The organism is Thermogladius sp. (assembly GCF_049970955.1).
In the GTDB taxonomy this organism is placed as follows: Archaea; Thermoproteota; Thermoprotei_A; order Sulfolobales; family Desulfurococcaceae; genus Thermogladius.
The window spans coordinates 1-18,937 of the sequence record NZ_JBMFLY010000019.1 but is presented as its reverse complement, the minus strand read 5'-3'; the positions used below and the strand labels follow the sequence as shown (position 1 = coordinate 18,937).

The window sequence follows — 18,937 nt, the reverse complement described above, 5'->3', positions numbered from 1 at the left end:
ACTGTAACAAAGATCGTCGAGTCGATCTCCGAGGAGACCTTTAAGTCCCTCGACATAATCATGTCTTCCCTCAAGGCCGGGTCGATAACCGACGGCGACTACATAGAGCTGTACCAATCGACTCTGAGACAGCAGATGCTGAGACGTGAACTTTACACGTACGTGTTCGAGTCGATCGCGAGGTATAGGCCTGTGGGGAGGCTGCTCTGGTACTACACCGTCCTCCTCGACGCCGCCTACGACCTGTACAGGATCTCCAGGTACTCGTGGGAGATCGCCAGAGTTGTGAAGATCTTTGGAAAGGTTGACGTTGGGAGGGACGTATACGAGTCGCTATCCGAGGCCGTGAAGGAGCTGAAAGCCTTCGTGAACAAACTACTGAGAGGCGAGACCGACACCATTAACGTGGACAGGCTCCTCGAACTCGAGAAAGAGAGCGACGAGAGGTACCTCACAGCGCTTAAGGCAGCGGCAGCGAAGGGGGTGTTTTCCAAGGAAGAGGTGGCCAGGCTGCTGATACTCAGGCACGTCGAGAGGATGTTGGACCACGTTGAGTACCTGGCCTCCAGGATCGCGCACTAGGGAGGCGAACCTCCAGGGCATGGGACTCGACCCTTTGAACGCTTGCTTAAGAAACGGATGAGAGCGAGAGGCTAAGTTGGCGGTCTCTTCGCGGCCCATCAATTTTACGGGGAACTAGTTCCTCCCTCGAGTCCTCCAAGGTTAATTAATTAAGCGTTCGACCACATTGTGAAATGGGTTGGTGAGCGTTATGTTCGTCACACATCTGAAGTGCAGTAAGTGTGGGAGGGTATACAAGCTGGAGGAGAAGCCCGTCACGTGCGTCAACAAGGACTTGGGGAGGCTCGACATCTACTACGACTACGAGGCGATCGCCTCCAGTGTAAGCAGGGAGGAGCTGGCCAAGAGGCCTTTCTACATGTGGAGGTACAAGGAGTTCCTGCCGGTCCCCAGCGAGGAGTATATAGTCACGCTCGGTGAAGGCGGTACCCCCCTACTGAAGGCGAAGAGGCTCGGCGAGAAGCTCGGCCTGAAGAACCTCTACTTGAAGGACGAGACCAGGAACCCGACCGGTAGCTTCAAGGATAGGGCAATGAGCGTCTCGGTCTCGATGGCAAAGTACTTCGGGTTCAAGAGAGCGGTTATTGCGAGCAGCGGTAACGCCGCTGCTTCACTGGCCGCCTACGGCGCTAAGGCGGGCATCGAAGTCTACGCGTTCGTGCCCGACTTCGCCGGCTTCGGCAAGATAGCCCAGCTCCTATACTACGGGGCCAAGGTCTTCAAGGTAAAGTGGACCGAGGCAGAGGACCCCACCGTTAAAATGATGAGAGTACTCAGCGAGAGGTACGGCTTCTATCCCAGCCCAAGCTTCGGGGTCTTCAACCCCTACCAGATAGAAGGCCCGAAGACCATCTCCATGGAGATCGTCGAGCAGTTGGGCTGGAGACTACCAGACCAGGTATTCGTTCCCACGGGTGCCGCGAGCCTCCTCACAGGCGTCTTCAACGGCTTCAGGGACTGGAACCAGGTCGGCTGGATAACCGGGTACCCGAAGCTAGTGGCCGTTCAGCCGGAGGGCAACTACCCGTTCGTTAGGGCGTGGATGGAGAGGGCCGACCCCGACAAGATAAGGCCGTGGGAGAAGCCGCCGGAGACGATTGCTACAGGGTTAGAAGACACGTTCCCGTGGGATGGAGACGCCGGCCTCAGAGCGCTTTACAAGACTAACGGTTACGGTGTCGTGGTGAAAGACGACGAGATCGTGGAGGCGATGAAGCTGCTTGCCAGCCTTGAAGGGGTCTTCGCCGAGCCCAGCGGAGCGGCAGGCTTAGCAGGCCTGATCAAGGCGATTGAGAACAGACAGGTCGACAAGGACGAGACGGTGGTCGTGTTAGTCACCGGGCACGGCCTGAAAGACCCCGACATAGTCAAGAAAACCGCGGGCGAAGTCCCCTTAATCAACCCCGCCGAAGAAGAGTTCTTCGCGGCCGCGAGAAAGTACTACGGGTCAGAGTTCTGAATTTAATCGTTCGTTTAAATCCCTCTTTTACTCCATTTCTTAAACTAGTTTTATAATTTAAAAAAGCGTATAAACTCCCAAGGAGGGGGTTGGATGGTCGAGCTCAGGCTATCGAAGTTCTTCGAAGGCATTCACTACACGAGAGAGGGCAGGCCCTACTTCAAGGCCTACGCCGCCGGCGAGTGGGTCGAGTCCTCGGAATGGACCCCAGTCTACTCTCCAATAGACGACACGGTCATAGGCTACGTACCTAGACTGACCTACAAGGACGTCGATAAGGTAGTGGGCAGGGTCTACGAGCAGGGGAGGTGGAGTATCAGGAACACCCCGGGTTACAAGCGCGTCTCCCTCATGTTTAGGATAGCCGACCTCTTAGAGAAGTACTCCGAGGACTTCGTTCAGGCTCTCGTCTTGAACACCGGCAAGACCTATGCCCAGGCAAAGGGGGAGCTGAACGCCAGTATTAGCAGGTTGAGGGACTCAACGCTTGACGCCAGGAAGGTGCCCGGCGAGTACATAGCTGGCGACTGGGACCAGTCTACACTGGAGACCGAGGCCATAGTGAGGAAGGAGCCCTTCGGCGTAGTCCTCGCTGTGGTCCCCTTCAACTACCCGCTGTTCGACTCCGTTACCAAGTTCGTCTACAGCGCTATCAGCGGTAACGCGGTCATCATAAAGCCGCCTAGCGCAGACCCTCTACCCGTCTTGATGTTCGCCAAGGTGGTAGAGGAGTCGGGCTTCCCGAGGGACTCCTTCGCCGTACTGACGCTACCGGGCAAGGAGGCAGACCCGCTCGTCGCTGACAGGAGGATCTCCGTGGTCAGCCTTACCGGGAGCTCGTCTACGGGTAGGCACGTCCTCGCTGTGGGAGGTGTGAAGCAGTACATCATGGAGCTGGGCGGAGGCGACCCCGCTATAGTCCTCGCGGACGCAGACCTAGATCAGGCTGCGAGAGCTGTGGCAGCCGGCATTTACAGCTACGCAGGCCAGAGGTGCGACGCCATCAAGCTTATACTGGTAGAAGAAAAAGTGTACGAGGAGTTCAAGAAGAGACTTGTCGAGGAGCTCAAGAAGGTGAAAGTGGGCGACCCACGCGACCCCACGACTGTTATGGGCCCATTGATAAGCAGGGATGCCGTCGAGAACATGATGAGCGCGGTTGAAGACGCCCTAGCGAAGGGCGGTGTCTTACTCTACGGGGGGAGGCACTTAGGCGGAAATTACGTTGAGCCTACACTAATTGAGATCGCCTCCCACGAACAACTCGTTGAGACGAGGCTCTACAAGGAGGAGGTCTTCGCACCCGTAGCCCTGATAACACCGTTCAAAGACCTCGACGAGGCTATAAAGATCGCCAACGGGAGGGAGTACGGACTAGACGCCGCCGTCTTCGGGAAAGACCTAGACCGAATCAGGAAAGTCATCAGGTACCTCGAGGTAGGCGCCGTGTACGTCAACGACATGCCGAGGCACGGTATCGGCTACTACCCGTTCGGTGGTAGGAAGAGTAGCGGTATTGGTAGGGAGGGCATCGGCTATAGCGTAGAGTACGTCATGACCACGAAGACCGTCATATTCAACTTCAAGGGCAAGGGCGTGTACAACTACCTCATTTAAGGCGGGCTCAGATTTTTCTCCCTCCCCCCGTTCTCTCATTTCAGGTGCCAGCCTCTTGCCTCTAGTGCTCGTCAGGAGTAAAAGGAGGGTTATAGCGAACTACAGGCCCCTAGTAGTGGCCGAGTCTATCGTCGTGCACGGGGATGAGGTTGTAGCCGTAGGCAAGTACGAGGATGTGAAGAGGGCACTAGCGGGGTCGGAATACACCGAGGTGGATTCCGAGTACGTTTTAGCCCCCGGCTTCGTGGATGCCCACGCACACCCGGACTCGCTGGGCTATAACCTGGTTCTCGGAGGTAAGATGGAGGCCTCGAGCATTAAGGACGTTTTGGAGAGACTCGGGGAAAGCAGAGCCATCGCTGGCTGGGTGATACCCCCGAGGTTAGACCCCTCCAGCCTCAGGGAGGGTAGAATGCCGTACTACTGGGAGATAGACACCTACGTCCGCGACAAACCAGTCTTGCTACAGCACATATCGGGCCACATGGCATCCCTGAACAGTATGGGGTTAGAGCTTGCTAGAGAAGTGCTGGGACAGATCAAGTTTGGAGACCTAGAGAAGGGCTGGATCTACGAAGAAGACCTGTGGAGACTCCTGACACACATCAGGTCGTCGATGCGAGAGCCAGAGCTCGAAGAAGCCCTGCTACTTGGCCTGAGAGAGTTCGAGTCTAAAGGTGTGACGGCGGTCGGGGCAGCAGGCCTCTCTCGTAGAGAGGTCGAGGCGCTTAAGAGGCTCGACGAGGAGGGTAAACTCCCTATAAGGGTCTACGGCTACGTGATGTACACTGGGGGGCCAGACTTCGACTTTGACTACGTCGAGAAATTGGTGAACGAGACTTGGAAGAACAGCTCGAGCAAGTTCAGGGTCAACGGTTTAAAGGTGATCCTAGACGGTGCGCTAGGGCCGCGAACAGCCTACTTATCCGACGACTACTCCGACGAACCAGGGAGACGGGGCTTCTTGAACTACAGCGAGGAGGAGCTCGAAAAGGTCTTCGCCGAGGCGAGCCGTAGGAGTCTCCAGGTCGCGGTTCACGTGATCGGAGACGCCGCTTTAGAGGTGGCACTGAGGGCCGCGAGGAGGGTGAGGAGCCTCCGTCTAAGGTTGGAGCACGTCTCCCTGGTGAGGGACGACCAACTCAGACTCCTCGGGGAGCTCGGGCCGGTACTCGTAGTGCAACCCCACTTTGTGATCGCCGATAAGTGGATTACGCAGAGAGTGGGGTGGGGAAGGGTCTGGTGGGTCTACAGGTTCAAAGAGCTGGAGAGCGTCGCGGTCACAGCGTACTCGACAGACGCCCCTGTGGAACCAGTAGACCCGTTCGAGACGGTCTACGCCGCCGTCACGAGAGGCCTGTATGATGGCGTGGACTACGCCCGCGCGACTCTCAGGAACGCGGTCACCGTAGCCGAGGCGCTCGCACACTACACGGTAGACGCCGGTCTCGCCCTAGGGGACCCGAGGCTGGGCTGCCTGCTGCCAGGTTGCTACGCAGACATAGTGGAGCTGAGCGACGACCCTCTCCTCCAGTACGACCCTGCCAAAGTCCGTGGTCTGAAGGCTAGGGTTGTCAAGTTGATAAAGGGGTCTAAGTAAACCAAGACATGGTAGAACATGAGCGTCTACAAGCCGAGGAAACCGGGGAAAAAGGACGTACTGACCGAGGGTTTAAAAGACCTCAGCCCAAACTTGAAGGAGCACGCCAAGAAGACGCTCAGCGACAAGAAGTAGACTTCTAGCCCAAGTTCTTCACCAGCCTGTACTCCCTCCCACCGTGGAGTATTACTAGGGCTTCTCGTCTAAGCTCCTCGAAAAGCGCTCTCTCTACGGGGTCTAGCCTCTCAACATCCTCCACCGACAGGGGGAACTTCTTAGAGAACTCGGCCAGGAACCTCCTATCAACGACAAGGTTCCCTACCTGGACCACAGCTCCTTCGATCCTCCACTGCTCCAGCATGCCCGGGTACTGGGCTAGGGCCTCCTGAACGCTCATCACAGGCTTCGGCGGCCTCGGCAACTGTTTACCCCGCTCCGCTTCGCCTCTAGGAGGTTCGGGTGCTCCGCTCTGCTCACTAGCCTTGGCAAACTTCGCCACGATCTCCTCGACCCTCCTCAACCTCTCCTCGAGGTTCCTGATCCTCTCCTCGAGTAGTCTCCACTTCTCCTCGCTAGGCGTCTCTGTAACGCTCGTCTCTGGTACCCGTGCTTCAGCTGGAGGTTCCACGACTTGCTCCCTCCCCACCTCCTCGACTCTACTGGTTTTCGTCCTCGACAGTAACCACTCCCCTCTCTGAGTAATGTAGAAGCCCCTCCCCTCCTTTCGCACGAGACCCTTGTCTCTCAACCTCTGGAGTATGTTCCTAGCGAGGTTAGGGGAGATAGCGAGGTAGCCGGCTACGTCTTTGACCGATACACCCGGGTTCTCCATCACGAACCTGAGGATCTTGGCAGTTAAGGTCTCGTCCTTGCTCAAATCGTCCATCACGCCGTGATCTCTATTGTTTTGACGCCTAAATATATAAAGCAATTTTATCGTCTATGTTAGGTAGGCAGAACGGTGTTGCTTATGCCTTCCCAATTATTCGACGAGGAGACAGAGCAGGCTCTGAAAGAGATATTCAAGACGTTCAGCAGGCCCGTCAAGGACTACTTGGTAGTGCTATCATTGAAGGAGGCTATGGAGCATACTCACGAACATGAGCATGAACACGAACATCACCACCATCATCACCATCACCATCACCATGCCTACTTCAGCCTAAAACCAGCGGTGGTAGAGGAGTGCCCGACTTGTGGCGAGGCGTGGATGCTAGCGACAGAGCTGTCCAAGATCAGCGGCGGGGCGCTCAGCTTCGAGGTCGTCGAGAAGCAGAACGCGAAGGACCTGAGACCAAGATACCTGCCAGCCTTTATCTACGGGTCTAGCGGGCTTAATATCAGGTACTACGGGCTACCGAGCGGGCAGGAGTTCGCACCTTTCATATACGTACACCAGTACATCGCGACGGGTGAGGTGAAGCTGTCCAGCAAAGTGAAGGAGGTAGTGGAGAGTATTGACACCCCGCTCCACGTAAAGATCTTCGTCACTCCCGAGTGCCCGTACTGCCCGATCGTCGTCGACTACTTCAACCAAATGGCCCTGGTAAACAAGCAGATATGGGTGGAGACGATAGAGGCTATCGAGCTACCCTACGAGGCCGACCTGTACGGTGTCCAGGCCGTACCCTACGTCACGATAAACAAGATGGAGGACTACGACAAATACGGTGCTGAACCCGTCGAGATAATACCCGGATACGTGCCCCCAGAGCAGGCCTCGAAGGTATTAGCTAGAGCGGAGAGGAAGATCAAGAGGGGGGATACTAGTGGAAAGAAGTAGGCCTGCGAACAGCCCGACCGCGCGTGCCGAGGACTACCTAGAGGCAATATACATACTGTCTCTAAAAGGTAAGCCGAGAGTCAGGGAACTCGCTAGAAGGCTCTGCGTGTCGCCTAGTAGTGTTGTGGAGTTTCTCAGGAGGCTCGCTGAGCAGGGTTACATCACTTACAAGAAGGGCGGCGAGATAAAGCTGACGGAGAAGGGGCTAGAGGTAGCCAAGAAGATATACGAGAGACACCAGGTGTTAACAGAGTTCCTGACGTACATCGGGGTGCCCCGGGACATAGCCGAGATAGACGCGTGTAAAATCGAGCACTTACTACACGACGAAACAGTCGAGAGGATAACCGAGTTCGTGAAGAAGCTGTCACGAGAGCAGGGGTAGGTCACGCGAGTAAAGTCATTAGCTTAGCGCTTTTAACACCCTTAACCTTCCTCAACTCCTCGAAGAGCTTGGCCACCTCCGTGCCTCTCCCCCGGACGAATATGGCGAGAAGGCAGTTCCTCTCATCAAGGTGGATGTGGGTGGCAGAGATTACCAGGCCTAGGTAGTGGTGCTGTATGTCTGTCAACTCGACGTCGGCACGGTCCATGCCGTGGTCGTAGACGAGCCCTATAACCGCTGTGACGTTGTCGCTCCTCAGGAACTCCTCTTCGGCCAGGTAGTTGTAGAGGGCGAGCTGTACGATCCTGCTGAGGCTTAGGCCTTTTTCGTCCCTCACCTTGATCAGCTTCTCGGCTATGTCCTCGGGGAGGTAGACGCCGATCTTCAAGGCCGTAAAGACGACACCCCTCGGCATACCAATGTTTATAGAACCGAATATTTTTCAACTTAAGAGTGGAGATGACCGGAGCCCTCCTACCTGAGATGTGATGACTTCACGGACCGGGGGATCCACGTTCGCCCGCCACTAGTCGGATGGAGAGGGCGATAGCGACTACGAGTAAAGCGAGGACCAAGAGGACTGTCCACCTGAACTGCCCCTCGGGCGGGACGTAGGTTGTCGTCGTGGTCGTCTCCTCCGCGGGCGGCGTCTCCGATCTTGTGAACACCGGCGTCAGGCTCCCGCAGAGCGTCGTAAAGTTCTGTACTGTCGGGTGTAGGGGGTCTAGGACGTTCAGGAGCGAGGTGTTAGAGGCGTAGACCACGTAGCCCTCGAGAGACACAGCGGGTGGCGGACTCTTCGCCCCCGTCACGTTCGAGGCTAAGACGACGAAGCTCCTCGGGGTGATGATCGTCTTGACGTCGAAGTACCTCGACGCGTTGATGAAGACCACCTTGAGCAGCCTGTAGTTCAGGTCCAGAACTAGTGTAACGTTGAGCCTGCTACCGCTGAGTGTGCTTAAGTAGTACCAGTTGTTCTGGTCACCGGCCATTGCGTAGGCCTCAATACCCTCCCCCGGGGGTTTCATCAAGATTACCCCGTAGGCTTCTACGCCCTTCTCTGTGAAGAACATGGCCAGTACGCCGTAGTCTCCGAAAAAGTCGATGTCCAGGTCGACGTATGCCAAGTAGCTCTCACCTAGCGTGTTTAACTGGCAAGAGGCCAGCGTTACGGGAGAACCGCTTGTGGTAACCGGTTGCAGCTGTAACACGGAAAGGAGCGAGACGAGGACGCCTAGAAGAGGGTGAGACCCCGTAAAACTCATGAAGCCACCTTTTCTCTGGGCCACCACCTACTGTATACCGTCTCCGTGACTAAATAGTTTGTTATGACGCCTACAACCTCCTCCTCGATCTCGCCGCCGGGCTTGAGAGCCACGCCATTCACCATGAGTACGTCCTCGCCGTCACTGTAGAAGTAGACCAGGTCAACGCTATACCCTCTGGCTACCAGCACCTCAACGATCGATTTGAGCGTGATCACCAGCCGCCCTAGGTCCCTCGTGGGCGATAGGGTCACGGATATGGTTACGTGCCTCACCACGACACCGTAAATCATGTCCCGTTAATCCGCCTTTATATCGGGAACCCGATTAATATCGGGATATTATTCTGTTAATCCTACTTCAAGCCGCTTTAAAAGAGTCCAGCGTGGATTCAAGCATGGTGCTATGCGTTGATTAGCCTGGCCAAGATTTACCTGTTGGAGAGGTGGAGGGAGCTACTCAGGCAGATGGACCTCTACTACCTTAGGCTCCTGGAGGACGCCATCGAGAAGGAGGCCGAGATCAACAGTAAAGGAGAGTTGACGGCGGAGGACAAGCTGACCCTCATCTACGTAGAGGTGGTTAAGAGGGTCGTAGCCGAGGAGCTGAGGGTCAACTACAACTCAAGCCTGGGTCTGGACATAGACGAGTCTCTGCTGAGCAAGCTAGAGGCCTACTCCGAGCCCGTTTGATCCAGAGACTGTTTTTAAGACTCTCAAACCATTAAGGGAAAATGGCTCGATAGCGTAGTGGTGGTTTTTACTTGGACAACGTCTTAGAGGGTATTAGCAGTTTTGTTAAGAACGTCAGCTTTCCCGCCATAGTGCCCGTTAACTTTATACCCTGGAACGCGGCCACGGTCACAGGCCGGCTCGCCGAGGAGCTAGGGGTAGACGGGTTTATCTTCTTGACGAGGTGGGAGGTAGCGAACATAGTAGAGGAGAGCCTCCAGCACATACAGAAGGAGATAAACATAAAGTACATAGGGGACTACAAGTTCCAGAGGTCTTTGTTGAAGGACGACATCTTCGAGAACTCCTTCCTCATCAGGAACGTCCTCGATATCGTGCGCTCGCACAACAAGGAGAAAGTGGTTATCGACCTAACTATGACGACCGGCGAGCTAGCCTCCGCTACTTACTACGCTCTGAAAGACCTCCAACTAGACAACGGATCGACCTACCTAACCGTGGTGACCACGATCCCGCTCCAGGGTGTGCCGGCTTACCCGGGGAACCCCAGGTGGCTCCACAAAGTCCACGTCTACGGGTCTAACAGGGCGGACTGGAAAGGAGTGGAAGTGATTACAGACCCGCCGAAAATCGTAGAGTGGAAGGGTACTAGGGGGATATACATCGCGATATCCAAGTTGATAAACTCGCTCTCAGACAGGAGGATAGTAGAGGTCTTCGACGGGCACAAGAAGGAGAGCCCCGAGAGAGACCCAGACGTCGTAGAGTTCTACGTACAGGACGAGATAGAAAACGAGAGGAAGAGGCTGGTCAGCGTAGAGACGTCGGTCGGCCCAGACGAGGAGACCTCGAAGCTCCTTTACAACTCCTGGAGAACCATCTACGACGTTGTGTCCAAGAAGGTCAGGGAGGAGGGGGAGGCAAGGTCTATTGAGAGGATCCTCAAGCAGCTGCAGAGGCTAACAGGCTCAGCCGACTTAGTGGTTTCTAACATCATGAGCCAGGAGCTCGGTCTAGAGAGCTACAAGAGGACTAAACTCCACGCGTTTATCAGACACCTCAGGGAGGAATACGGGAACGTGGCCATCCTACCGGACACCAACATGTTCTACCAGGGCCTCCACATGAGCTTGCTCAAGGCGAGCATTAGGAACGGCAACCCGTGGAGCCCCATACCCAACGTAGAGGTGTACGTCCCCATATGCGCAGAGGCGGAGGTGAACGGGAAGATAGCCGCCACATCCTCGACCTCCGAGACGCTTGTGGAGAGGTTCTCTTATATAATGGCTCTCATGGCAAACAGAGTTCTGCAGGAGATCAAGTACCACTACAAAGCGAAGACCCTACCAGCTATATCCCAGCCTTGCGAGGCCTCGGTTGCCGTTGAGTCGTCTAACCTACAACAGAAGGTCGTACTCCTCCTCACGGCAGACAGAAAGGCTTTCAACGCGTGGCAGACCTTCAACGTGTGCCGTGGCAACATTGTGTGCGGCTACATCGACCACGACGACTCGCCTCTTAACACGAACACGCTCTACTCGAAGTTCTACGCGAGCATAGTGCTGGCAAACGTAGTGTTTACAACGAGCCTGTTCACAAGAGTAGTCGCCAGGTCTAAGAAGGGCTCTGTCGTATTGAACGTGAACAAGCTACGGGGGGCTACGGCACCCTCGATAGCGATAAATAGACTCGAAATCAAAGCTTGAAGAGAGGTGCCTAGATGAGCAACCTACTCGAGAAGGCCCGAGAGAACCCGTGGCAGCTCGCCCTCGAGTGCAGGGCTGGGGGCTGCGACATCGTAGAGGCCGGTAGAGCCCTCAGATACCTCCTACTGAACGATACGGCTCGAGGCCTCGAGCTCCTAAGAGCTCTCAAGTCAAACCTAGACCCGTTCATCTTCCTGGAGCTGCTCGCCAGCGCTGTCGACCCAGACCTCCTCGACTGGGTCGAGGCGAGTGTCAAGAGCGAGGTGATAATCGACAGTTTTAGAGAGGGGAAGCTCAACGACGTCTACGGGTATGTGTCGTTGGTAGAGCTAATGCCGTTCCTGGGATTGGGCGATGAGGCGACAAACATAGCGTCAGACCTGTTGAAGAGGGCCTGCGAGCTGTCGAACGCCGAGGAAGCGAGGGCTGCCGAGCTGGTCAGGCTTGTTGCCAACGGGCCCTTGACAACTCTAGGACTCGATAGAGTCGCACAGGTGATCTCGGTCGTTGAGCCCGAGGGCTGCCACGTGTGCTGCCTGGAGGTCTTCGTCGAGATGCTGAATTCGGTCGCCCTCTCTTACCCCCCGAAGAGTCTCTTCGCCCACAGGACTCTGCTCGCCCGGATGAGCGAGCTCTTAAACAAGGTGCTGGACAAGGCGCTTGAAGCCGTGGAGTCCGATAAAGAGGTGTCTACCAGGGTCTTCAGGGGGGTGAGCGCGCTCCTCTCGCAACTCCGCTCTCTTGCCTACGAATCAAAGAGCCACGAAGAGTTCTCAGCCCTGAGGTCTAGTGTGATAGAGAGACTGGGAGAGCTGGGTAAAAAATTGGGGCTAGACCGGGAACTCGGCTCACTTGATCGAGCTCTTTAAGTACTCCACTCCAAGACCGAGGTACGCCAGTACTTCGATGAACCCCAGCATCTCCGAAGCGGTCCCGAACGTCTTCTTGATCGTGTATGCGTCCACTCTCTCTGCCCCCGTCATCTCGGCTACATCGGCCACTAGGTTGTCCCTGAACTTCACCGCGAGAGTGTAGGGTGGCTGGAGGTGTATCTTGAACTCGTGCTTGCTCTTCAACCTGTCAACGGCCGTCCTTAGTCCCTTGTCTAGCTCGTCTAGTACTCTATTCAGCGACGGGTAGACCGCTGCGTACCGGGAGAGCCCCTTCTTCAGCTCGACGAAGACGATGTTCGTGGAAAGGGTCTCTACTTCGCTCCTCAAGTGAGCGTCCCCCGCCACTAGGATGACCGGGACGCCCTTCTCCCTCGCGTAGAGGGAGTTTATCAAAAACTCGCTGGCCTTTACCCCGTTAACGTACACCTCGTAGAATACCCTTCCACTCATCGTGTGGTCTAGGAAGCCCTTCGTGGTCCCGGCCGCTGAGTGGTATCCTATGAACAAGGCCGCGCTAAAGCTCCCGTCTAGCATTGTCAACATCGAGTATGGTCTCGGGTAGCCCTGTACGAGGTAGACGCCGTCGGGGACCGAAGCATAGTCTATGTTCGTCATTAGCCCGTGGCTATCTGCCAAGTACACCTCGCTGAAACCCAGCTCGAGTAGTCTCTTGGAGACGAACTCGGATATCCTGGTCATGACCTTGACAGCCGTCGAGAACTGCGTCTTCTCGGGGCTAGTCATAGTAGTTGAGGCGATGCCGGGCAACCCCTCTAGGTCTATCGATACGTACGCCTTCATATACACCACGTTGAAACTCTTATTAATTGTCTAGGATATATAGGGTAAAAACAAGCCTCGCGTTCACCCAGGAGGATGAGTTTTGTCTAAGGGTTTGTTTGAGGGGGCTTTAGACGTGGTAGTCCTAGACGTCGACAACGAAGACGTCACGCCCATCGAGATCTACAGCGCGCTCTCGAGGATCGCGATCGCCAAGAAGAACAGGAGGTTCAACTTGGTCTTCTTGACCAAGCTCGACCACGTTAAGTTCTACGAGCGTTACCGCGACATGATTTCGAGCAACATCTCTCTAACGCTATCGATCAAGAGGGTGAGGGTCGAGAGCTGTGAGGACGCTTTAAAGAACCTCGGCACGCTTATAACTGGCGGAAAGGTACCTATTATAGTGGCCAGCGAAAAGTGCGCTAACCTACTGAAGGGCTTCTACAACGCCGAGGTAGAGGTGGTCTAGTGGGCTACGACGTGGTCCTCACAACAGACAGAACTATGATGACCAACCACCACGGTAAAGAGTTCCTGGGATTCGTGGCGACCGGCCCTCCGATAGCTCTGCCGGAGAAAGTGTGGCTCTGGATAACGGCGCCAAGACCTAAAGTCGACGAGGAGGGCAAGCCCCTAGAGGCACCGTACGGGATGAGGAAGATTGAGGCCAAACTCGTCGAAGCCGGGTTCAAAGCCGCCATTATCGACCCCGACCACCTGGGGAAGCACCTCGACTCTATGAAGGTCCTCATGTTCAGCCACCACGACTACTTCGCTTATGGGCCCCCAAGCAGCGAGTGGTGGAGTATCACAGGCTTAGAGCCGGTGAACAGGAGGAGTTTTAAGCGGCTCATGGAGAGCCCGCCCGTGAGGAGGGCTAAAGAGAAGGGGGTCAAGTTCATCGTGGGCGGGCCCGCCGCCTGGCAATGGCTCTGGGAGCTCGAGCTTTGGAAGAAGTGGGGCGTCGACACGGTGGTTGACGGGGAGGGGGAGAGGGTTGTGGTAAAGCTGGTCGAGAAGGCGCTTAACAACGAGGAGCTGCCGGAGTACGTCTACGTGGGTCCGTCCGACTCCCCCAGCCTCGACGAGATCCCTGTCATTAAGGCCCCCAGCGTGAACGGCCTCGTCGAGATAATGAGGGGCTGCCCGCGAGGGTGCAAGTTCTGTAGCGTCACCCTGAGGCCCCTGAGGTTCATCCCACTGGACAAGATCCTGGCCGAGGTCGAGGTCAATATCAGGAACGGCGTGAAGGGCGTTATACTCCACAGCGAGGACGTCCTACTCTACCAAGCAGACGGCGTTAAGCCGAGGCCGGAGCCCCTTATCAAGCTCCACAAGGCGGTGCTCGAGAAAGTGGGTGACGGCAGCTTCGCCTGGTCTCACGCTAGCCTGGCGGCTATAAAGTACGCCGAGGAAGAACACCGTTTGATCTCAAGGCTCATGAACGATTACGTGCTGACCAATGGCAGAAAGTTCCTCGGGGTTGAAGTGGGGATCGAGACCGGGAGCGTCAATTTGGCCAAGAAGATAATGATAGGCAAGTCTGCCCCGTACCCGCCGGAGATGTGGCCCGATATAGTCGAGGACGCGTTCCGCATAATGCACGAGAACAACATAATCCCTGCCGCGACCATAATACTGGGGCTCCCGGAGGAGACGCCCGACGACGTCGTCAAGACCTCCGAGCTGCTGGACAGGCTGAGGCCCTACAGGAGCATCATAGTCCCCATGTTCTTCGTACCGATGGGCGCCCTCAAGAAGGGCGAGTGGTTCTTGAAAGACCACGTAAAGAGGGAGCACATAGAGGTGCTCTACAAGACCTTGAAGCACACGACGTATTGGGCGAGGGAGATCATGAACAAGTACTACCTCTCCTCGCCCGTCCACGCGCCTCTGCGCCTCATACTCAGGTACTTCGTGTGGTACGTGAACAGGAGGGCCGACAAGTTCATTAAGAGCCTAGAGTATCAGTTAAAAAGCTAATTTCGTCGATATCTATCCCAAACATCGATTACAAGGCAACGGTGGAGTAGATGGAGAGATTTTACATCACCACGCCGATATACTACCCTAACGCCCCCCCTCACATAGGGCACGCCTACACTACCGTTTACGCGGACGTCCTCGCCAGGTACAACAGGTTGGTGGGTAGGAAAGTCTTCTTCTTGACGGGCAACGACGAGCACGGCCTCAAAATACAGAGAGCGGCCGAGAAGGAGGGTATTACCCCGAAGGAGTTCGTGGACAAGATGGCCGGCGTCTACAGGCAGTACTGGGTCATGCTCAACATAAGCTACGACCACTTCATAAGGACAACGGACAGCTACCACGAAAAGGTCGTGTCGGAGGCTTTCAAGAGGCTCCACGAGAAGGGGTTGATCTACAAGGCCAAGTACGCCGGCTGGTACTGCGTGGACTGCGAGAGGTACTACTCGCCCGGCGAGTACGTATTGGTCGACGACAAGCCGTACTGCCCAATACACAACAAGCCCCTAGAGTGGCTGGAGGAGGAGACGTACTACTTCAAGCTGAGCGAGTTCAAGGACTACGTTACTAAGATACTGTCCGAGACCGACATCGTCTATCCGCCATCCTACGCCAAGGAGGTATTGAACCGCATCCAGGCCGAGGGCCTGAGGGACGTCTCCGTGGCCAGGCCGAAAGACAGGGTCGCGTGGGGCATACCCGTTCCCTTCGACCCGGACTACACCATCTACGTGTGGTTCGACGCTCTGCTCAACTACGTCAGCGGGATAGGATACATGACAGACGAGGCCCGGTTCCAGGAGTACTGGCCGTGGGCGCACCACGTCATAGGGAAGGACATACTGTGGTTCCACACAGTGGTGTGGTTCTCCCTCCTGAAAGCCCTCGACATACCCCCTCCCAGGAGGCTGATCGTACACTCCTTCCTGATAAACAGAGGCCTAAAGATCGGGAAGAGCGCTGGAAACGTGATCCCCATCGAGTTCCTCGTGGAGAGGTACAACGGGAGCGACGGCGCTAGGTACGTGCTGATGAAGTTGTTCAACTTAGACAAGGACGTGGAGGTCACGATAGACCTAATGGACTCTATATACAACTCTGAGCTGGCCGACACCTACGGCAACCTCGTGAGGAGGGTGGGGGTCCTAGCGACCAAGAAGGTGAAGGGGAAGGTGTACAGGAGGGACGTGGACAAGAAGATCGAGGAGAGCATCGAGACAGCCCTGGGCAGGTACATTGAAGACATGGAGTCCCTCGAGGTGTCCAAAGCGCTCTCGGAAGTCCAGGAGCTTGGTAAAGCCCTGAACACCTACATAAACGAGGTCAAGCCCTGGGAGAAGAGCGACCCGAGCAAGGAGCTCTACAGCCTCCTAGAGGGCATAAGAGCCGTGACCGTCATGCTTTCACCCGTAACGCCGAGGGCTTCGACAGTGATATCCGAGAGCTTCGGCTTCAAGCTGGTATCCCCACGCGACTTCAGGGTGGGCAGTGTGGAGAGGTACAACATAGTCGAAGCCCCCATACTGTTCAGGAAAGTGCAGGCTAGAAGGGAGCCTCCAAGTGGTGGGGAGAGTCCACCTAGCGGTTGACGTAGGGGCGACATGGACCAGGCTCGCCGTCGCCGTCGACGAGGTGTTTGTCAAGAAGGTAGTAGTTAGGACCCCCCGCGAGGGCGGCAGGCTGGCAGTCGCTGAGGAGATCGCCCGGACATTCGAAAAGGAGTTCAAGGAGTACCGCGAGAAGGTCGAGGCCGTAGGCATCGGCACCATCGGCCCCCTAGACATGAGGCGGGGGGTTGTCGTGAACACCCCAAACCTCCCCCTGGGGACGTTCGAGCTTAAGAGGCCGCTCGAGGACTTCTTCGACAGGCCGGTGTACGTTGTGAACGACGCTGTGGCCGGCGTCCTGGCCGAAAAGTACTATGGAGATGGCGTGGGCTACAACAACCTCGTCTACGTCACCATCAGCACTGGCGTGGGGGGAGGGGTCATAGTGGACGGCCGCGTCATACTAGGGAAGGACGGTAACGCGCACGAGATCGGGCACATCGTCGTTAACTACGACTCGGGCCTCAGGTGCGGCTGCGGCGGCTACGGCCATTGGGAGGCGTACGCCGGGGGTGCCAACATACCCAGGCTCGCTAAGTACGTTGCCGAGAGGAATCCCTCGGTAGTAAAGGTGTCCGTTATCGGTGAGAAGGCCGCGAGCGGGTCGTTAGAGCCGCGCGAGGTATTCGAGGCGGCCAGGAGAGGCGACCCGCTGGGCCGGCTGATCGTCGACGAGATAGTCAAGGCGAGCGCCGCGGGCCTCGCCAGCGTGATAAACGCGTACGACCCGGAGTACGTATCGATCGGAGGGAGCGTATTCCTGCACAACACCGACCTACTCTACCAGCCCGTCGTTGAGATCGTTAAAAAGAACATTGTGGTGAGGCCCCCCGTCATAGCCCCCACGAAGTTGGGGGACGACGTAGTACTGTACGGCGCCCTAGCGCTCGCTGTCTACAGGCCCGTCTAGGCTTGACTCCGGGTTCGCCTAGTGTAGGCGGCTCGCTATCAAGGACGTCTCTACGGCAGCTGCCGCCAGCAGGACAAGCGAGCCCACCGCGATGGTCTTCCACGGAGAGCCTTTCCCGCCCGCGAGTTGTGCTGACGCCACGGTGAACACGGCGTAGCCGAGCAACTCGATTGGGGTGTGGGGGATTATGAAGAGTAGTGGCGTGGCCTCGCCGCTGGCTAGTCGAGCCCCGTATATCACGCCAGCGTTGGACAGGCCGTAGCCCACTACGAGGGGGCCCAGTAGGGGCGGAGTGGAGGACATAGCTATGGAGAAGTTGTTGAGGAAAATGTGAAAGAGAGTGCCGAGAAAGCCGAGTTTGTAAACCTCACTCGCCAACGACTCGAAGAGCTTTGCCAGGTTCGTGTACGTTGTATAGCCGGCAAACCCCACGAGCGTGGAGAACGCCAGCCCTAAGTAGATAAGGCCGTAGCTAACCGCGAGCCCTCTGATGGGCTTGTCCGAGAGCTTCAACCCCGTGTAGGACAGCGCGAGCCCGAGTACTACCGCGAAGTGGACGTGGGAGTACAGGCCGAGCCACGCTAAGAGGGCGTCTAGCCCTCCCACTGCTAGAACAACCCCGAGGACACCGGTCAGCGTTAAGTCCGGGCTACCTACCCCTAATAGCCCCCTCCTCGAGGGCGGGTTTGGGTGCTGACCGTGAATCTCCTCAACGTGCTCGTTGTAGAGCGAGACGACTCTCCACGCCCAGTAGGAGAGGTATAGCCCGAGCGTCGCGGCCGTTAAAAAGACGTCTCTCACGAGGTCCCCGGGGCCGACGGGCTCGATCGTCCACACCCCGAACAGGGCTTTCTCTTCAACTCTAATGTGCTCTCTGATACTCTTCTCCACGTAGTATAGGATCGCTATGTAGCCTATCCCGCCGACTAGTAAGTTGAGGAGTAAACCGGTTACAGGGGAGGGCAGGCTCCTGACCTCCCTCCTCTCCCGTAGGTAATTAAGCACGTTCTCGAAGTTCTCCTTTCTAGACCAGTAGTAGACAACTACAGCGCTGTCGTAGAAGTGTAGAGAGACTTTCTTTAGCAGCGTGTAAGACGCGACGGCTGACGACACGAGGAAGCCGGCGAACATGACTGTGAGGGCTCCCAGGACTAGCCAAGGCACAGCGCTCGAGGTAATCAAGTAGGCTAGCTCGGCGATCAATCCCACGGAGGCGGGGAATAGGAGTAGCCCCGGTAGCACGAACAGGCCCTTGTCGATCTTCTCGAACTTCATACCCCTTACGTACTCCTCGACCAGCGCGTAGTCTCTAACAGTCTCGCTCATGGAACTCCCGCTCGGTCTTGACATGATTTTGGCTGGAAAACTAAATATAGTTTAGAGTTTAGACCGTGCAGTTTGCGCCGCAGACCTTCGCCAAATATAGGGCCAGCTTTTTGTCATAGGACAAAATGGACCTCAAGTACTCGTCTACGACCCCCATGAAGTCGATTAAGAAGTCGCGGTAATTTTTTCTCCTGTAATTCGATATCACGTCGTTGAGTGCGTCCAGGAACTCCGCGTGCCTCTTCAAGTGGTTGTCGTAGCCCTGTTTGTCGTAACGGAAGTAACCGTACTTTACCATGAGGGCCTCTTCAATCTTGAAGTGCCTGTTCCTCGTGTGGTCGAC

At 56.2% G+C, this 18,937-nt stretch carries 20 protein-coding genes; 13 read left to right on the top strand and 7 right to left on the bottom strand.

Annotation, left to right across the window (positions count from 1 at the left end; translation table 11 throughout):
- From ACP5VX_RS04000 to ACP5VX_RS03985, 4 genes are all read left to right on the top strand, one after another.
- Window positions 1-582 (top strand): hypothetical protein (locus tag ACP5VX_RS04000; protein ID WP_428724606.1); only part of this gene is annotated, 582 nt, incomplete at its 5' end.
- A gap of 190 nt (window positions 583-772) precedes the next feature.
- Window positions 773-2,041, top strand: coding sequence for a threonine synthase (locus ACP5VX_RS03995; protein WP_428724605.1), 1,269 nt, complete (start codon window positions 773-775; stop codon window positions 2,039-2,041).
- Between the two features lie 93 nt (window positions 2,042-2,134).
- Entirely contained in the window at window positions 2,135-3,658 is a 1,524-nt protein-coding gene (gene gapN / locus ACP5VX_RS03990; protein ID WP_428724604.1) for an NADP-dependent glyceraldehyde-3-phosphate dehydrogenase, read from the top strand.
- A 64-nt stretch (window positions 3,659-3,722) separates the two neighbouring features.
- A complete protein-coding gene (locus tag ACP5VX_RS03985) occupies window positions 3,723-5,258 on the top strand; it encodes an amidohydrolase (protein WP_428724607.1) in 1,536 nt (511 codons plus the stop codon).
- Between the two features lie 139 nt (window positions 5,259-5,397).
- On the opposite strand, the gene ACP5VX_RS03980 is transcribed toward ACP5VX_RS03985, so the two are convergent.
- Window positions 5,398-6,144, bottom strand: coding sequence for a winged helix-turn-helix transcriptional regulator (locus ACP5VX_RS03980; protein ID WP_428724603.1), 747 nt, complete (start codon window positions 6,142-6,144; stop codon window positions 5,398-5,400).
- A gap of 84 nt (window positions 6,145-6,228) precedes the next feature.
- On the opposite strand from ACP5VX_RS03980, the gene ACP5VX_RS03975 reads away from it, so the two are divergent.
- Both ACP5VX_RS03975 and ACP5VX_RS03970 read left to right on the top strand, forming a co-directional pair.
- Entirely contained in the window at window positions 6,229-7,041 is an 813-nt protein-coding gene (locus ACP5VX_RS03975) for a thioredoxin family protein (RefSeq protein ID WP_428724602.1), read from the top strand.
- Window positions 7,028-7,426 carry a metal-dependent transcriptional regulator gene (locus ACP5VX_RS03970; protein ID WP_428724601.1) on the top strand — a complete coding sequence of 133 codons (399 nt, stop codon included), beginning with the start codon at window positions 7,028-7,030 and terminating at the stop codon, window positions 7,424-7,426. The genes ACP5VX_RS03975 and ACP5VX_RS03970 overlap by 14 nt, the downstream gene beginning before the upstream one ends.
- 1 nt (window position 7,427) lies before the next feature.
- Here the strand turns inward: ACP5VX_RS03970 and ACP5VX_RS03965 are convergent, their stop codons facing one another.
- From ACP5VX_RS03965 to ACP5VX_RS03955, 3 genes are all read right to left on the bottom strand, one after another.
- The gene (locus ACP5VX_RS03965) at window positions 7,428-7,841 is read right to left on the bottom strand and encodes a CopG family ribbon-helix-helix protein (protein WP_428724600.1); all 414 of its coding nucleotides are present in this window, start codon (window positions 7,839-7,841) and stop codon (window positions 7,428-7,430) included.
- A 79-nt stretch (window positions 7,842-7,920) separates the two neighbouring features.
- Window positions 7,921-8,553 carry a hypothetical protein gene (locus ACP5VX_RS03960; protein WP_428724599.1) on the bottom strand — a complete coding sequence of 211 codons (633 nt, stop codon included), beginning with the start codon at window positions 8,551-8,553 and terminating at the stop codon, window positions 7,921-7,923.
- Window positions 8,554-8,687: 134 nt separating this feature from the next.
- Entirely contained in the window at window positions 8,688-8,969 is a 282-nt protein-coding gene (locus ACP5VX_RS03955; protein ID WP_428724598.1) for a hypothetical protein, read from the bottom strand.
- Between the two features lie 132 nt (window positions 8,970-9,101).
- Here ACP5VX_RS03955 and ACP5VX_RS03950 point away from each other — a divergent pair, with 132 nt between their 5' ends.
- The 3 genes from ACP5VX_RS03950 to ACP5VX_RS03940 all read left to right on the top strand — a co-directional run bounded on the left by ACP5VX_RS03950 (window position 9,102) and on the right by ACP5VX_RS03940 (window position 11,958).
- Window positions 9,102-9,383: a hypothetical protein gene (locus tag ACP5VX_RS03950; protein ID WP_428724597.1), complete on the top strand. Its 282-nt coding sequence runs from the start codon at window positions 9,102-9,104 to the stop codon at window positions 9,381-9,383.
- Window positions 9,384-9,454: 71 nt separating this feature from the next.
- Window positions 9,455-11,089, top strand: a complete 1,635-nt coding sequence (locus tag ACP5VX_RS03945) for a hypothetical protein (RefSeq protein ID WP_428724596.1) — start codon at window positions 9,455-9,457, stop codon at window positions 11,087-11,089.
- 14 nt (window positions 11,090-11,103) lie between these two features.
- On the top strand, window positions 11,104-11,958 hold the full coding sequence (locus ACP5VX_RS03940) for a hypothetical protein (protein ID WP_428724595.1): 855 nt from the start codon (window positions 11,104-11,106) through the stop codon (window positions 11,956-11,958).
- On the opposite strand, the gene ACP5VX_RS03935 is transcribed toward ACP5VX_RS03940, so the two are convergent.
- Window positions 11,938-12,783, bottom strand: a complete 846-nt coding sequence (locus ACP5VX_RS03935; protein WP_428724594.1) for a M55 family metallopeptidase — start codon at window positions 12,781-12,783, stop codon at window positions 11,938-11,940. The two genes, ACP5VX_RS03940 and ACP5VX_RS03935, sit on opposite strands and share 21 nt — an antisense overlap.
- Window positions 12,784-12,865: 82 nt before the next feature.
- Between ACP5VX_RS03935 and ACP5VX_RS03930 the strand changes: the two genes are divergently transcribed.
- From ACP5VX_RS03930 to ACP5VX_RS03915, 4 genes are read left to right on the top strand one after another with little or no spacing between them, the layout of a single operon-like run.
- Window positions 12,866-13,234, top strand: coding sequence for a hypothetical protein (locus ACP5VX_RS03930; protein ID WP_428724593.1), 369 nt, complete (start codon window positions 12,866-12,868; stop codon window positions 13,232-13,234).
- A complete protein-coding gene (locus ACP5VX_RS03925) occupies window positions 13,234-14,748 on the top strand; it encodes a B12-binding domain-containing radical SAM protein (RefSeq protein WP_428724592.1) in 1,515 nt (504 codons plus the stop codon). The genes ACP5VX_RS03930 and ACP5VX_RS03925 overlap by 1 nt, the downstream gene beginning before the upstream one ends.
- A gap of 50 nt (window positions 14,749-14,798) precedes the next feature.
- Window positions 14,799-16,340, top strand: coding sequence for a methionine--tRNA ligase (gene metG, locus ACP5VX_RS03920; protein ID WP_428724591.1), 1,542 nt, complete (start codon window positions 14,799-14,801; stop codon window positions 16,338-16,340).
- Window positions 16,312-17,268 (top strand): ROK family protein, encoded by a 957-nt coding sequence (locus ACP5VX_RS03915; RefSeq protein ID WP_428724590.1) that lies wholly within the window; start codon window positions 16,312-16,314, stop codon window positions 17,266-17,268. Before metG ends, ACP5VX_RS03915 begins: the two co-directional genes overlap by 29 nt.
- An 18-nt stretch (window positions 17,269-17,286) precedes the next feature.
- Here the strand turns inward: ACP5VX_RS03915 and ACP5VX_RS03910 are convergent, their stop codons facing one another.
- Window positions 17,287-18,618 carry a hypothetical protein gene (locus ACP5VX_RS03910; protein ID WP_428724589.1) on the bottom strand — a complete coding sequence of 444 codons (1,332 nt, stop codon included), beginning with the start codon at window positions 18,616-18,618 and terminating at the stop codon, window positions 17,287-17,289.
- Between the two features lie 34 nt (window positions 18,619-18,652).
- Window positions 18,653-18,937, bottom strand: a 285-nt coding sequence (locus tag ACP5VX_RS03905) for a hypothetical protein (protein WP_428724588.1), incomplete at its 5' end; no start/stop codon positions are given.